Raw genomic sequence first — 15274 nt, 5'->3', positions numbered from 1 at the left:
CTCTCTCCGGGCCGGGCTCGGGAACACTCGCCATGACCTCGGAACCGCTCTCGCAGAACCTGCCGTCGAGGACCGCCGCCTGCCGGTCCGGCGGCGCCGGGGGCTGTGGGGCGCAGAGCGAGCTCGGCCGAGCCGGCGACCTTCCGCACCTGTGGCAAAAGAAACCGTCGAACCCCCTTGCAGCACGCCGGAAAATGCCCACGTCAGAAAAAAGGCCCGGTTCAAGGAGGAGCCAGAATGACCGTCGAAACACACATCTCCACGCTGCAGCGCCGACATGACGAGCTCGATGCGGCCATCGAGGCTGCCGCGCGCGATCACGGCGTCGACGATCTCGAGATTCAGGCGATGAAGAAAGAGAAGCTGCATCTCAAGGACGAGATCGCGCGTCTGCAGGCGACGGTCGAATAAATTCCCGCTTCGATGCAAAGGGCCCCGGGCGCATCCGTCGCACCGGGGCTTTTTCATGCCGCCGAGAGCCCTTCGGTGCAAGGCGATCGGGGCCCGCGACCGGCTCGCTTGGGCGTTGAACGGGTGCCGCATAGTGTGATTGTCGGGCAACATCAGAGGGATGGAGTGGAGGGGCCGCAATTGCGCCGGTCGGGCGCCCGCCGGTAGGGAGGTCGGACATTCACTGACGGACCTACGACCATGACCCCTCGTTATCTTGTAATTTCGACCATCCTTGCCAGTGCACTGCCTCTGCCGCTCCTCGCGCAGACCTTCGACGGAGCGGTGACTCTGGGCTATGGGGAGACCAACGTCTCGGACACCGACAGCGACGTGACGACGCTGAGCCTCGCCGGCCGCTTCGGCCTCGACCTGGGCAACGGCCTGCGCTTCGGTCTCGACCTCGCGACCGCCTCGCTGGACGATGGCGACGACGATGTGACCCGCAGCTTCGCGGGCGTGACCGGCAGCTACGGCTTCCAGAACGGCGCCTCGCTCGGCCTTTACGGCGAACAGGCCCGCCTCGACCTCGACGGGTTCGGCGACGCCACCATGAAGTCCTACGGCCTCACCGCGGGCTATGAGGCCGAGGGCGCGCTCGTGACCGGCTTCTACGGCGAGAGCGACATCGACGACCTGCCCTCGGGCATCGATCTCACCGACTTCGGCGCGAGCTTCCGCTACAGCGGCTTCGCGAACGGGCTCGTGGGCGTGAACCTCCAGCGCACGACCCTCTCGGCCGACGGGTTCGAGGATGTGGATCTGGATGTGCTGGGCATCGCCGGATCCTACGACCTGCAGGCGGGCTGGACCCTGTTCGGCGGTCTGACCGGCGCTTCGCTCGACGTGATCGACGCGGACCTGACCACTCTCGGGGTGGGCGTCTCCTACGACCTGTCGCAGGCGACCCAGGCCAATGCCGTCGTCTCGCTCGAACTGGCGCGGTCGGAGCTGGACGTGATGGGGCTCGACGGCCACGGGACGACCGTCCGTCTGGGCCTGAGCATCCCGCTCGGGGGCCGCAGCGCCTCGGTGCCGCTCGGCAGCGTGGCCGACACGGTCCTGAACCCGCGCCACAGCGCGCTGAGCTCGACCCTCTTCTCGGCCTTCTGAGGGGTTCCCGCGGCCGCGCTGCCACGCGGCCGTGGACTTTCCGGGGGTCCGTCCGTTCAGGGGCGGGCCCCAGAGGTCGGGGGCCTCAGGCCCCGCGTCTGCCGGACCCCCCTTGGCCGAAGCGCCGCGCCGGCCTATCTCCTCTGCATGTCGCACTCCCAGAATCGCCGCACGGGCCCGCTTTCCTCTTCCACCGCCGGAGCCCCCGGCTACATCTGGGCTCTGGTCGGCAGTCTCGCCCTCATCGAGCTCGTGCTGACGGCTGCCGATGCCGGCTGGGTGGGCGATCCGCGCTGGCGGACGATGGCGCTGCTGCTCGGTGCCTTCTGGCCGCCGCTGCTGGCGCCCGGGGCGGGCGAGCTCTATCCGCTCCAGCGCGAGGCGATGTTCCTCACCCACGCCTTCCTCCATGCGAATTTCCTGCACATGGTGATGAACGGGGTGATCCTTTTGTCGCTCGGCAAGGTGATCGGCGAGAAGGTCGGCGCCCTGCGCACCTACCTGCTGTTCGGTGCCTCGGCCATCGCAGGCGGCGCGGCCTTCGGGCTGATCTCGATGTCGAGCGGGCCGATGATCGGCGCCTCGGGCGCGGCCTTCGGATTCCTCGGCATCTGGAACGCCTGGGATTTCCAGCGGCGGAAGGCGCTGGGGCTGTCGCTGCGGCCGATTCTCAACATGATCCTGGGTCTGGCCATAGCGAACCTCGCGCTCTTCGTCTTCCTGCAGGGCGGCCTCGCCTGGGAGGCGCATCTGGGCGGCTATCTCATGGGGTGGGCCGCGGCCTTCACCTTCGCCCGCCTGCGCTGATGTCGCAGGACGGCCGGCACTGGCCGCCCGAGGCGTTCCGCGCAAGGCTCCGGCGCCATCCGGGCCACGGCGCGCGCGCGGCGCAACCTCTTGAGGCCGTTTCGGGATCCACCTAGGCTCGCCCCGTTCTGTTCGAGGTAACCATGAGTCTTCTTCCCTCCGTCCTCTTCGTCTGCCTCGGCAACATCTGCCGCTCGCCGCTCGCCGAGGCCGCCTTCCGCGCCGCTGCGGACGAGCGCGGCCTCCGCCTCACCGTCGACAGCGCGGGCCTCGGCGGCTGGCATGCGGGCGAGGCGCCCGATCCGCGCGCGCAGGAGGTGGCGCGCGCGAACGGCATCGACATCAGCCATTACCGCGCCCGTCAGGTGGCAAGGAAGGATTTCGGCCTGTTCGATCATGTCGTGGCGCTCGACCTCGACAATCTGGTGGCGCTGCGCGAACTGCGCCCGCAGAGCGCCCGGGCGCGACTGTCGCTCCTGCTCGACCATGTGCCGGGGCGGGAGGGACAGGCCGTGTCGGATCCCTATTACAGCGGTCCCGAAGGGTTCCTCACCACCTGGTCGGATGTCACCGCCGGGGCGGACGGGCTGCTCACGAAGATCCTCGCCCCGGCCTGAGCCGCGGCGCCGCTCAGGCGTCGGCGGGCAGGCGGCGGCGCAGAGGCAGCCGCTCGCCCGCAAGCCGCCAGCCCTCGCGCAGGGTCTGGCGGCCCGAGGCGGTGAGCGAGATCAGGAGGGCGGTGAGCGCATAGGCCAGAAGGCCGCCCTGCACCAGCGCGACGAAGCCCGGGCCCGGGACATAGGGCTTGATGACCCACAGGAGCCCCATCACGAGATGGACGGCCGCCACCAGCGGCCCCACGCCGCGCAGCATGTCGCCGAGGCGGATCGGGCCGCTGCGGCAGGTGAGCGCCCAGATCGCGGGCAGCTTGAGATATTCGGCGATCGCCACGGCCACCACCACGCCGATCAGGCCGAAGGGCAGGCCCGCCAGCACCGCGACGCCCGCGAAGCCCGCATGGATGAGGCCGGAATGGAAGAAGTCGCGCGAGCGTCCCTGGCTGAGGAAGAGCCAGCCCGCGACATTGTTCAGCGGCTGCACCAGCCCCGCGATGCCGAGTGCGGTGAAGATGGCCACGCTGCCGTCCCAGTTCTGGCCGAAGGCCAGCGGGATGACCACGTCGGCGAAGGCCGCGGCGCAGGCCATCATCGGCAGCAGCAGGAACAGCAGAAGCCCCGCCACCCGGATATAGGCGCTGCGGTAGCGGTCGGGTTCGTCCTGAAGCCGCGAGAGGGCGGGCACCATCACCCGCGCCAGAGGATTGAAGATCGAGTTCGAGGGCATCAGCACCAGCTTGAAGGCGCGGTCGTAGTAGCCCAGCGCCTCGCCCCCGAAGGCGCGGCCGATCGCGATCTTGTCCACGTTCATCGAGAAGAAGTTGGCGAAATTGAAGCCCGTGACGCCCGCCCCGAAGTTGAGGAGCGGCCGCCAGCCCTCGATCCGCCGCGGCAGGCCCGGCCGCCAGCGCGAGCCGATCCACATGCCGAGCGTGGGCACCACGGTGCCCACCAGAGCCCCGCCGAAGAGCGCCCAGGGGCTCGGGTGGATCCAGCCCCAGAGAGCTGCGGCGGCAAGCGAGGTCACGGCGCCCGAGACCTGAATGAAACCCAGCCGCACATATTGCATCCGCCGGATCAGAAGGGCCCCGTGCTGCGCGCCGAGGCCGTTCAGGGCGATGGTGACGGAGAGCGCGGCGATCAACGGCCCCACCCGCGGCTCCTGATAGAAGAGCGCGATGAGGGGCGAGGCGGCCAGAAGCAGGATCGTGAGCGAGAAGCTCAGCGCCACGTTGATCCAGAAGAGGAAATTGACCTCTTCCGCCTTCAGCCCCTTCTTCTGGACGGTGGCTGCCAGCAGGCCGAAATCCTGCAGCATCATCAGAAGCGCGATCACCGGCGTGCACATGGCGACGAGGCCGAAATCCTCGGGCGACAGAAGCCGCGAGAGGATCACGACCGATCCGATCTGCGTGAGCATCAGCGCGCCCTGCGAGATCACGGTGGCCACCGCCCCCCGGCTGGCCGTCGCGCGGAGGGCGCCTTCCGGCGGATCGAAGGGGCTCGGATCGGCAGTCACGTCGGGGTCTCCGTCGAGGGGCGCAGGCGTCGGGCGGCGCTCTCAGGAGAGCGCCGCGCGGCCCGGGCGGCAAGTGCTATCAGAGGTGACGGCGGAACGGTTTGCAAGACAGGAACCGGAAGGGGGGTGCACAGCCGTCCGGTGCCGGATGATCGGGCACCGGACGGCCGTGGCTGTCTCGCTCAGAGCTGGCGGGTGCCGGCCTTGGGTTCCGGGTCGCCCGCCTCGTGCAAACGGAAGACGAGCTCGGCCAGAGCCGAGGTGCCGGTCTTGGAGTAGATGCTGCGCAGATGCGAGCGCACGGTGGACCGCGCGAGGCGCAGTTCGGCCGCCACGCCCTCGACCGAGAGGCCGCGGCTGAGCAGCAGGCAGACCCGGAATTCCGCGCGGCTGAGCTGGGCCGGATTGGCTTCGCTCAGGATCGGGCGGCCGGCCGTGAGATTGGCGCGGGTGCGGTGGGTGGAGATGGCGCGGCTCACAATGCCCGCCTGACGCCGTGCCCAGGCCTGAGCCAGCGCGGGCAGCACGGCCTCGACCGCGGCCAGAAGCTCCGCCGACAGCGCGCGCCGGAAATGCAGCTCGACATGGTCGCGCCCCGAGGAGCTTGCCGCCAGCATCAGGACCGCAAATTCGCGCATCCGCCGCGCGCCCTGCCAGTCGGCCAGCGCCCCGTCGCCCGCGGCCGACGAGCCGAGCCAGAGGCTGCCGGGCCGTGCCCGATCCAGAGCCGCCCCGAACTGGCCTGCGGCATAGGCCGACACCAGCGGCCGCACAGGCTCGCCCCGACGTTCGTCATGCACGGCTACACGTTGTTGTGTCCCGTCGGGCCGCGACCGCACGATCATGCCGCATTCCGCCCCCACGCTCCGCACCAGACTGGCCAGAGCCTCGGCCAGCGTCTGGCGTCCCTGCAGCGCCTCGCCGACCTCTGCAATCGCATCCGCAGCGGCCAGATGCACCATCGCCGGACGGCGGTCGGACGGGGTGCTCAGTTCCCAATGTTTCGTCATGAAATAACCCTTCTGAACCATATCGGCGTAAAAATGCCCACCGACCGGAAGACCCATACCAAAGGCTGTACGATTAATCCGAATAGCCTCTTGCCCCACCTGATAGTGAGATTTCATGCCAACATGATGGAGTCAACAATCCGCCACCCCGACCTGTCTAAAAAGACCCGGTTTACACGCGCCGGTTGCGGGCCATCGGGCTGAGCTGCAACCTGCAGTCGGGCCGCGGCCGCAGACGGCGGTGCGGGTGCCGATCAGGGGCTGTCCCGGCCTGCCTTCGAGGTGCAGAAGACGCTTCGCGAGGCGATCGAGTTCCCGATATCAGGGGAGGGGTCCGGCACATGCCGAGGGTCGGGGACGGACCCTGCGCGGCAGGTGGCGGGCATGGATGCGAGGGTCAGCGCCCCGAGCGAGAGCCAAGCGCCTCCGACTGTGCCGGAGCGCCGCCCGCGCGGGCGGGCGCGGGCGGGCCGGGCGGAGGGGGCGGGGCCGAGGGAGCACGGCGCCCGCCCGCAGATCCGCCCTCAGCGCAGGTGGCTGGGAGGCTGGAGGCCCCAGACGGGCGTCTCGATCCCGGCCTGCCGGGCTTTCAGCTGCAGCGCGAGGTAGCGCGAATAGTGGCGCGACTGATGCAGGTTGCCGCCGTGGAACCAGAGCGCCTCCTGCATCGTGGGCTTCCACATGTTGCGCTGTTCGCCCTCCCAGGGGCCGGGATCCTTGGTCGTGTCGGAACCGAGGCCCCAGCATTTGCCCACCTTGTCGGCCACTTCCGGGCTGATGAGATCTGCGGCCCAGCCGTTCATCGAGCCATAGCCCGTGGCATAGACCACCAGATCCGCCGGCAGCTCGGTGCCGTCCTTCAGCACCACCGCCTCTTCGGTGAGGTGGCTCACGTCCGAGCCCGACTTCAGCTTGATCGAGCCGTCGATGACCAGATCGCAGGCGCCCACATCGATGTAGTAGCCCGACCCGCGGCGCAGGTATTTCATGAACAGGCCCGAACCGTCGTCGCCGAAGTCGAGAAGGAAGCCCGCCTTGCGCAGCGCGTCGTAGAAGTCGGCGTCGCGGCGCTGGATCTCCTCATACTGCGGGATGTGGAACTCGTGCATGATCCGGTAGGGCACCGAGGCGAAGATCATGTCGGCCTTTTCGTGGTCGATGCCCTGCGCCACCGCCTGCTCGGAATAGAGCCCCGAGAGGCAGACCTCCATCAGGCTGTCCGACTTCACGATATGGGTCGAGGACCGCTGCACCATCGTGACATCGGCCCCGCCCTCCCACAGAGCCGCGCAGATGTCGTGCGCCGAGTTGTTCGAGCCGATCACCACCACCTTCTTGCCCTTGTAGGCGTCGGGGCCGGGATGCTGGCTCGAATGCTGCTGCTCGCCGCGGAAGATGTCCTGTCCCGGGAAGCTCGGCACGTTGGCCTTGCCCGACATGCCGGTGGCGAGCACGAGCTGCTTCGGGCGCAGCACCACCTCCTCGCCGTTGCGGTCGACGACCACCGTCCACTCGCCCGCGGCCTCTTCGTAGCGGGCGGATCTCGCCGTGCTCGAGGACCAGTAGTTCAGCTCCATCACCTTCGTATACATCTCGAGCCAGTCACCGATCTTGTCCTTCGGCGCGAAGACCGGCCAGTTGTCCGGGAAGGGGATGTAGGGCAGGTGGTCATACCAGACCGGGTCATGCAGGCAGAGCGACTTGTAGCGCCGCCGCCAGCTGTCGCCGGGCCGCTCGTTCTTCTCGAGGATGATCGTGGGCACCCCGAGCTGGCGCAGCCGCGCGCCAAGCGCGATCCCGCCCTGACCGCCGCCCACGATGAGGACATAGGGCTGCTCCTCGTAGCCCAGTCGCCGCGCCTCCTCCTCGCGCTTCTCCTTCCAGGTCTTGCGGTGCGGATCGTGGCCGTGCTCGGCCCCCATCGGCCGGCGCAGGCGGCGCGGCTCCTCGTGCCCCTTCAGCTCATGGAGCGCAGTCAGGAGCGTCCAGACCTTGCCGTCCTTCATGCGGATGTGGCCCATGCCGCGGCCGGTCGCCGTCTCGAAGGTGAGCCAGCCCTCCGTGACCCCGTCCGCCGAACTGACTGTCTCGGCCGGATCGAGCGCGAGCGCCTGAGGGCCGATGGCCCCGAGCTGGGCGCCGGCCATGGCGCGGATCTCGCCCTTGCCCTCGCAGGTCTTGATGTTCCAGGTGAAGGCCGCGAGGTCGCGCCAGAACCCGGTCTCGAGGAAACAGTCCGCGACCGCCTCCGCGTCCTGCGCCACCAGCGCCCGTTCGAGCTCTGCCACCAGCGACGCGAGCGCCAGACTTTCACTTTGATCGAGCATGAATGCCTCCCTTCTTCCTCCGGCATCGAGCCTCGGGCGCAGGGCGCTGCACGCCAAATGGTGAATCTCGTGCGAGCCTTTTCAGGCACTTGGCGACACCCCCTGTTGCAGCGGCTGCAACAGGTGGCGCAACGCCTGCGGCAGGCTCTGGCCTAAAGCCTTATTTCGCCCTCTCCCGTCCTTCCGCTACCATCTGTCCGGACGGGCTTGGGAGGGCCCTGGGGGAGGGACCAGCATGGAGCACGAGCTCAGCCATGTGCGCGAGATCGAGGCTGCGGCCGAAGGGCGGCCGCCCGGGCGCGACCGGGTGGTGGTCGAAAGCTGGCTCCGCTGCCTGAACCAGCATCGGCTCGATCCGACCGCCCGGTCCGAGGCCTTCATCCTGCCCGAGACGGCGCTGCGCGAGCATCGCCAGCGGTCCGAGGCGCTGATCGCCATCGCCCGGTCGGGGATCGAGAGCCTCTACGGGCTGGTCGCGGGGCAGAATTACGTCCTGCTGCTTGCGGACCGGGCCGGGGTGACGGTGGAATATCTGGGCGACGAGGCCCAGAAGCAGGAACTGCGCCGGAGCGGTCTCTATATGGGCGCCGAATGGTCCGAGGCGCGCGCGGGCACCTGCGCGCTCGGCGCCTGCATCGAGACGGGCGAGCCGCTGGTGATCCACCAGAGCGATCATTTCGACGCGACGCACACCGGCCTCTCCTGCACCGCCGCGCCGATCTACGACACGCTCGGCCGGCTCTCGGCGGTGCTCGACATCTCGCTTCTCTCCTCGCCGCGCGCGAAGGCGAGCCAGTCGCTGGCGCTGAAGCTGGTGACGGCGGCGGCGCGGCGGATCGAGATGGCGAACCTGATGGCCGAGAACCGACGCGAATGGGTGCTCCGGCTCTCGGCCTCGCCGGATTTCCTCGATGTGGATCCCGAGGCGGCGCTGTCGCTCGACGGGACGGGGCGGGTGCTGGGGCTGACCCATGGCGCCGCACGGATCCTCGCGCAGGCGGCGGGGCAGGACTGGCGCGCGGCGGGCGGGCTGATCGGGCGGCCGGTCTCGGATTTCCTGAACGTGCGGGTGGACCGGCTCGACGATCTCATGCGCCAGCGCCCCGCAGCCGAGCGGTTCATCGAGACGCGCGACGGCCACCGGCTCTTCGCCCATGCGATCGAACCGCGCCGCGCGCCTGCCCGGACGGTGCCCGCGCCGGTGAGCCTGCCGCCGCCGCTGCGAGGCCTTGCCGGCGACGATCCAACGATGGCCGCGCTCCTGCGGGCGGCCGCGGCCCTTGCGCCGCAGCGGCTGCCGATCCTGATCGAGGGCGAGACCGGCACGGGCAAGCTCACGCTCGCCCGCGCGATCCATGCGGCGGGGCGCGGCGGGCCCTTCACGGTGGTGCGCTGCGCCGAGATCGGCGAGGAGGAGGCGCTGCTCTTCGGCCGCCAGACCGGGCGGCGGCAGGAAGAGGGGCTGATCGCTGCCGCCCATCGCGGCACGCTCGTCCTCGACAAGATCGAGGATCTGCCGCCCCGCACGCAGGCGCGCCTTCTGCGCCTGGTGGCCGAGGGCAGCTACCTGCCGGTGGGCGGCCTGCGCCCGGTGCCGGTCGACGTGCGCATCCTTTCGACCGCGCTGCCGGGCGGGGCCGAGGGGCTGCGGCCCGACCTCCTGCACCGGCTGGGCGGGGCGTGGCTGCGGCTGCCGCCGCTGCGGGCGCGACAGGACCGGCTGTGGCTGGCCGAGCGGCTGCTCGGCTCGGGCGACCGGCCGCTCTCGCTTGCGCCCGAGGCGCTGGCGGTGCTGGCCTCGCATCTCTGGCCCGGCAATCTGCGCGAACTCGAGCATATGGCGCAGACGCTGCGGGCCCTGGTGCCGGGCGCTGAGGTCGGCCTCGCCGATCTGCCGGAGACGATCCGGGCGGGGACCGCGTCCGGCCCAGGCGTCCCGCAGGCGGCAGGGGCGGTGCTGGCTCAGGTGCTGCGCCAGACCGGGGGCAATGTCTCCGAAGCCGCGCGACGGCTGGGCGTCAATCGCTCGACAATTCATCGCCAGATCCGCCGAATGGGCGTGACACGCTGAAAAGGCGGGCGTTCGCGGTCATCCTGCACGCAGGTGCTTGACTTTGGAAACTGGTTGGTTTCCTAAGCAGGCCACCGCTGCCGATGGAGTCTGCCCGTGACCTTCCCCCGCCTTCCGCTCGTTCTTGCGGCCCTCATCCTCGCCGCCCCGGCCGTCCGTGCCGAAGGGCCTGCCGGGGCAGAGCGTCCGCCGTCTCCGGTCACGGTGGTCACCCTGACCGCGAAGGACTATCCGATCATCTCGATCCTTCCGGGCCGCGTGACGGCCTCGGAAGTGGCCGAGGTGCGGCCTCAGGTGAACGGCATCATCCGCGAGCGGCTGTTCGAGGAGGGGACCGAGGTCGAGAAGGACCAGCCGCTCTACAAGATCGAGGACGACATGTATGCGGCCGCGGTCGCGGCGGCTCGCGCGGCCGTCACGCAGGCCGAAGCCACGCTGCGCTCGGCCGAGAAGGACGCCCGCCGTGCCGAAGAGCTGTTCGGCAACAATGCGGGCAGCGAGCAGCGGCTCGACACGGCCGTGGCCACCCGCGACGCGGCGGCGGCGGCGCTGCAGATGGCCCGGGCCGAGCTGAAGACGGCCGAGATCAACCTCAGCCGCACGACGGTGCGCGCGCCCATCGCGGGCACCATCGGCCTGTCGCAGACCACGACGGGGGCGCTGGTGGCCGAAGGGCAGGAGGCGACGCTCACCACGATCCGCAGCCTCGACCGGGTGCATGTGGATGTGACGCAATCGGCGACCGACCTGCTGAAATGGCGCAGCCGGACGGGCAAGAACACCGTCGGACGCGTCGACGAGAATGTGGCGCTGATCCTCGCCGACGGCAGCCGCTATCCGCTGCGCGGCCGCCTCGCCGCGGCCGAGCCGCAGGTGCAGCCCACCACGGGCATGGTCACGCTGCGGATCCATTTCCCCAATCCGCAGAGGATCCTGCTGCCCGGCATGTATGTGCAGGTCGAGCTGCCGGTGGCGCGCGCCGACAAGGCGGTGGCGGTGCCGCATCAGGCCGTCATCCGCGACCGGCTGGGGGTGCCCGCAGTCTGGCTCGTCACCGAGCAGAATGTCATCGAGGCGCGCCCCGTCGAGATCGTGAAGTCCGACGGCGACCGCTGGATCGTGACCAAGGGGCTCGAGACGGGCGACCGCGTGGTGGTTGCGGGCTTCCAGAAGGCGGCCGTGGGCGCGCCGGTGGCGCCCGAGGAACAGGGCGCGCTGCCCGGGCCGGCCGTGAAGGCCGAAGCCGCCACCGCGAACTGAAGGGCAGGGAGCCGCAATGGGACGTTTCTTCATCGACCGCCCGGTCTTCGCCTGGGTGATCGCCATCGTCATCATGGCGCTCGGGGTCCTGTCGATCCTGCGCCTGCCCGTATCGCAATATCCCTCGATCGCGCCGCCCGCGGTGGTGATCGGCGCGACCTATCCCGGCGCCTCGGCCGAGACCGTGACCGACACCGTGACCCAGGTGATCGAGCGCGAGATGACCGGCCTCGACGGGCTGCGCTACATTTCCTCCTCCTCGACCTCGACCGGGGTCGCGCAGATCACGCTGACCTTCGAGCTCGGCACCGATCCCGACATCGCGCAGGTCCAGGTGCAGAACAAGCTGAGCCAGGCGCAGGCGCTCCTGCCGCAGGCGGTGGTGCGGCAGGGCGTGACGGTGCGGAAATCCTCGGCGGGCTTTCTCATGGTCATCGCCATGACCTCCGACAATGGCGCCTATTCCGCCTCGGAGCTGGCGGATTACATGTCCTCGAACATGGTCGAGAGCATCAGCCGCCTGCCGGGCGTGGGCTCGGTGCAGGTCTTCGGCTCGCAGCATGCGATGCGGATCTGGCTCGATCCGAACAAGCTCAACGCCTATGACCTGTCGCCCTCCGACGTGACGGCGGCGGTTTCGGCGCAGAACGCGCAGATCTCGGCGGGCTCGTTCGGCGCGCGTCCCGCGCCCGAGGGCCAGCAGCTTCAGGCCACGATCACCGCCCAGTCGCTCCTGCAGACGCCCGAGGATTTCGAGCAGATCGTGCTCCGGGCCGAGACCGACGGAGGGCTCGCCCTGCTGCGCGACGTGGCGCGGGTCGAACTCGGGGCGCAGAGCTACGAGATCGACGGGCGTTACAACCGCAGCCCCGCCTCGGGCATGGCGATCCAGCTCGCCTCGGGCGCCAATGCGCTCGACACGGCCGATGTGGTGCGCGCGAAGGTCGACGAGCTCGCGGCCTTCTTCCCCGAGGGCATGACCTACGAGGTGCCCTACGACACCACCCCCTTCGTGCGCATTTCTATCGAGGAGGTGGTCAAGACACTGATCGAGGCCATCGTCCTCGTCGTCCTCGTGATGCTGCTGTTCCTCCAGAACATCCGCGCCACGCTCATTCCCACGCTCGCGGTGCCGGTCGTGCTTCTGGGCACCTTCGGCGTGATGGCGGCGCTCGGCTTCTCGATCAACACGCTCACCATGCTCGCCATGGTGCTGGCCATCGGCCTTCTGGTCGATGACGCCATCGTGGTGGTCGAGAACGTCGAGCGGATCATGGAGCAGGAGGGGCTCGATCCGGTGGCGGCCACCCGCAAGAGCATGGACGAGATCTCGGGCGCGCTCGTGGCCATCGCCATGGTGCTCTCGGCGGTGTTCGTGCCGATGGCCTTCTTCGGCGGCTCGACGGGCGAGATCTACAAGCAGTTCTCCATCACCATCGTGTCGGCCATGGCGCTCTCGGTGCTGGTTGCGCTGACGCTGACGCCTGCGCTCTGCGCCACGATCCTCAAGCGGGGTCACCATTCCGCCCGGCGCGGCCCGGTGGGCTGGTTCAACCGCGGCTTCGACGCGACCACCCGCGGCTATGGCGGGCTCGTGGGCCGCGTGGTGCGCCGCCCGGTGCTGATGATGGTGCTGTTCGGCGTGATCGTGGCCGGCATGGTGACCCTCTTCCAGCGCACCCCCACGGCCTTCCTGCCCGACGAGGATCAGGGCGTGCTCATCACCCTGATCCAGACCCCCTCGGGCGCCACGGCCGAGCGCACGCTCGCCGCGATCAAGGAGGTGGAGAATTACTGGCTCGAGAAGGAGGGCGAGAACGTCACCGCCGTCTTCGGCGTGAACGGCTTCTCCTTTGCGGGGCAGGGGCAGAACATGGGCATCGTCTTCGTGCGGCTGAAGCCGTGGGAAGAGCGTCTGCGCCCCGACCAGAGCGTGGCCGCCATGGCCGGGCGGGCCTTCCCGACCTTCATGGGGATGCGCGATGCGATGGTCTTTCCCATCGTGCCGCCGCCGGTGCTGGAGCTCGGCAACTCGAACGGCTTCACGCTCTTCCTGCAGGCGCGTCAGGGCCAGAGCCACGAGGAACTGCTCGACGCGCGCAACATGCTGCTGGGCCTTGCCTCGCAGAGCCCGCTGCTCGCCTCGGTGCGCCCGAACGGGGTCGAGGATGCCTCGCAGTTCCGCCTCGACATCGACTGGCGCAAGGCGGGTGCGGTGGGCGTGACCGCGGCACAGGTGGGCGATTTCCTCAACACCGCCTGGGCCGGGTCCTACGTCAACGACTTCCTCGACCAGGGTCGGGTGAAGCGGGTCTATGTGCAGGGCGAGCCCTGGGCGCGGACCGATCCGGACGATCTCGACCTCTGGCGCATCCCGAACAAGGACGGCGAGTTCGTGGCGCTCTCGACCTTCGCCGACCAGACCTGGTTCTACGGACCCCAGCAGGTGGCGCGCTACAATGCCGTCCGCTCGATGGAGATCCAGGGACAGCCGGTGCCCGGCATCTCCTCGGGCGAGGCCATGGCCGAAATGGAGCGGCTGGCCGCCCAGCTTCCGCCGGGCTTCGCGCTCGAATGGACGGGCCTCTCGCTCGAAGAGCGCGAGGCGGGGGATCAGGCGAGCCTTCTGTTCCTGCTGTCGGTGGGCGCGGTCTTCCTCTGCCTCGCCGCGCTCTACGAGAGCTGGTCGGTGCCGATCGCGGTCTTGCTCGCCATGCCGGTGGGCATCCTCGGCGCGCTGCTCGGCGCCTGGGCGGGCCATCAGGCGAACGGCGTCTATTTCCAGGTGGGGCTTCTCACCGTGGTGGGTCTGACCGGCAAGAACGGGATCATGATCGTCGAATTCGCCCGCAGCCGGCTTGCGCAGGGCGAACCCCTGCTCGAGGCGATCCGGCATGCGGCGGTGCTCCGGTTCCGCCCGATCCTGATGACCTCGCTCGCCTTTTCGCTGGGGGTGGTGCCGCTCGTGCTCTCGACCGGCGCGGGGGCAGGGGCGCGGCGCGCGATCGGCGACGGCATCCTCGGCGGCACGATCACCGGCACGCTTCTGGGGATCGTTTTCGTACCTGTGTTCTTTGTTCTGGTGAACAGCCTCTTCCGTCGCCGCAAGACCGCTCCTGCGGCCGCGACGGCCTGAGGTGCCCGGCAGAGGACACGCAGCATGACCGAGGAGAAACCGAAGATCGGCAGGCCGCCGGTGCTGAGCTGTGCCGAGCGGACCTGCCAGATCCTGCGGGCGGCCGAACAGGTCTTCGTCTGCCACGGCTATTCGGGGACGACGATGGACCGGATCGCCTGCGCGGCCGGCATGTCGAAGCGGACGCTCTACCAGCATTTCCCCGACAAGCTCGCGGTGCTGCAGGGGATCCTGCGCGCCTACGACGCCGGGCCGCTGATGGAGAGCCTCACCGATCCCGATCCGCCGGGCAGCGCGCGCGAGATCCTGCATCGCTCGCTCGTCGAGATCCTCCGGTTTCTCCTGTGCCCGGCGCAGGTGGCGCTGACGCGTCTCGCCGTGTCCGAGGCCACGGCCGCGCCCGAGGTGGCGCGGCTCTTCTATGACAATGCGATGGGCGGGCTCAGCGCGGCCTTCACCCGCCGCATCGCCGGGCTGGCCGCGCAGGGGCGCATCCGCTGCAGCGATGCCGACTGGCTCGGCTCGAGCCTCGTGGGCTGCGCGCTGAACCGCCAGCTCCTGCGCCGCCTGACCCACCCCGAAGCGGGGCCGCCCGACGTGGCCGAGCTCGAACGCCGGGTCTCGGCGCTCCTCGACCTCGTCGGGCCGTCTCTCGGCTTCGCGGACTGAGGGAGCCTGTGGCAGAGAGGGCGCGGACTGCCGGTGCATTCATCTCGGCCAATATCGAGCAGGACCGGTAGAGGCGCGTGAGGATCGATCCGACGAGCGAGCACTATCGCGGTCCCAGGCGTTCCAACATGTGAGACGGCGCGATCAACGGCCTTCCTGCCGGATCAGGGTCATCCTCGAGGCTCTTGGGAAAGACGCATGATCCACCATATGACCCGTTGCGATCACCGACATTTCCGCCGGATCGGGCTTTTCCCGCTACCCCTCGAATATGAACACAATAGCGTGGGAAGTG

Annotated in this window: 11 protein-coding genes; 8 read left to right on the top strand and 3 right to left on the bottom strand. The window is 69.4% G+C overall.

Translation table 11 applies throughout. The features are described from left to right. Positions 1-237 precede the first annotated feature (237 nt). The 4 genes from RSP_RS17290 to RSP_RS17275 all read left to right on the top strand — a co-directional run bounded on the left by RSP_RS17290 (position 238) and on the right by RSP_RS17275 (position 2987). Positions 238-411, top strand: a complete 174-nt coding sequence (locus tag RSP_RS17290; RefSeq protein WP_002723983.1) for a YdcH family protein — start codon at positions 238-240, stop codon at positions 409-411. A gap of 240 nt (positions 412-651) precedes the next feature. Then, positions 652-1563 carry a porin gene (locus RSP_RS17285; protein ID WP_011339213.1) on the top strand — a complete coding sequence of 304 codons (912 nt, stop codon included), beginning with the start codon at positions 652-654 and terminating at the stop codon, positions 1561-1563. Between the two features lie 147 nt (positions 1564-1710). Further along, positions 1711-2370: a rhomboid family intramembrane serine protease gene (locus tag RSP_RS17280; protein ID WP_011339212.1), complete on the top strand. Its 660-nt coding sequence runs from the start codon at positions 1711-1713 to the stop codon at positions 2368-2370. A 143-nt stretch (positions 2371-2513) separates the two neighbouring features. Further along, positions 2514-2987 carry a low molecular weight protein-tyrosine-phosphatase gene (locus tag RSP_RS17275; RefSeq protein ID WP_011339211.1) on the top strand — a complete coding sequence of 158 codons (474 nt, stop codon included), beginning with the start codon at positions 2514-2516 and terminating at the stop codon, positions 2985-2987. A gap of 13 nt (positions 2988-3000) precedes the next feature. Here RSP_RS17275 and RSP_RS17270 read toward each other — a convergent pair whose 3' ends face one another. From RSP_RS17270 to RSP_RS17260, 3 genes are all read right to left on the bottom strand, one after another. Then, positions 3001-4506 (bottom strand): lipopolysaccharide biosynthesis protein, encoded by a 1506-nt coding sequence (locus RSP_RS17270; RefSeq protein ID WP_011339210.1) that lies wholly within the window; start codon positions 4504-4506, stop codon positions 3001-3003. 182 nt (positions 4507-4688) lie between these two features. Then, positions 4689-5516: a helix-turn-helix transcriptional regulator gene (locus tag RSP_RS17265; RefSeq protein WP_002723978.1), complete on the bottom strand. Its 828-nt coding sequence runs from the start codon at positions 5514-5516 to the stop codon at positions 4689-4691. Positions 5517-6040: 524 nt separating this feature from the next. Next, positions 6041-7843 carry an NAD(P)/FAD-dependent oxidoreductase gene (locus tag RSP_RS17260; protein WP_011339208.1) on the bottom strand — a complete coding sequence of 601 codons (1803 nt, stop codon included), beginning with the start codon at positions 7841-7843 and terminating at the stop codon, positions 6041-6043. Between the two features lie 235 nt (positions 7844-8078). Between RSP_RS17260 and RSP_RS17255 the strand changes: the two genes are divergently transcribed. The 4 genes from RSP_RS17255 (at position 8079) to RSP_RS17240 (ending at position 14979) form a co-directional block, all read left to right on the top strand. After that, entirely contained in the window at positions 8079-9914 is a 1836-nt protein-coding gene (locus RSP_RS17255; protein WP_011339207.1) for a sigma-54-dependent Fis family transcriptional regulator, read from the top strand. A gap of 96 nt (positions 9915-10010) precedes the next feature. Continuing rightward, positions 10011-11174, top strand: coding sequence for an efflux RND transporter periplasmic adaptor subunit (locus tag RSP_RS17250; RefSeq protein ID WP_011339206.1), 1164 nt, complete (start codon positions 10011-10013; stop codon positions 11172-11174). A 16-nt stretch (positions 11175-11190) separates the two neighbouring features. Then, on the top strand, positions 11191-14310 hold the full coding sequence (locus RSP_RS17245) for an efflux RND transporter permease subunit (RefSeq protein WP_011339205.1): 3120 nt from the start codon (positions 11191-11193) through the stop codon (positions 14308-14310). A 24-nt stretch (positions 14311-14334) separates the two neighbouring features. After that, a complete protein-coding gene (locus RSP_RS17240; RefSeq protein WP_002723970.1) occupies positions 14335-14979 on the top strand; it encodes a TetR/AcrR family transcriptional regulator in 645 nt (214 codons plus the stop codon). Positions 14980-15274 lie beyond the last annotated feature (295 nt).

This window comes from Cereibacter sphaeroides 2.4.1 (genome assembly GCF_000012905.2).
GTDB classification, from domain to species: Bacteria; Pseudomonadota; Alphaproteobacteria; order Rhodobacterales; family Rhodobacteraceae; genus Cereibacter_A; species Cereibacter_A sphaeroides.
The sequence above is the reverse complement of the archived record's forward strand: the minus strand, read 5'-3'. Positions and strand labels throughout refer to the sequence as shown.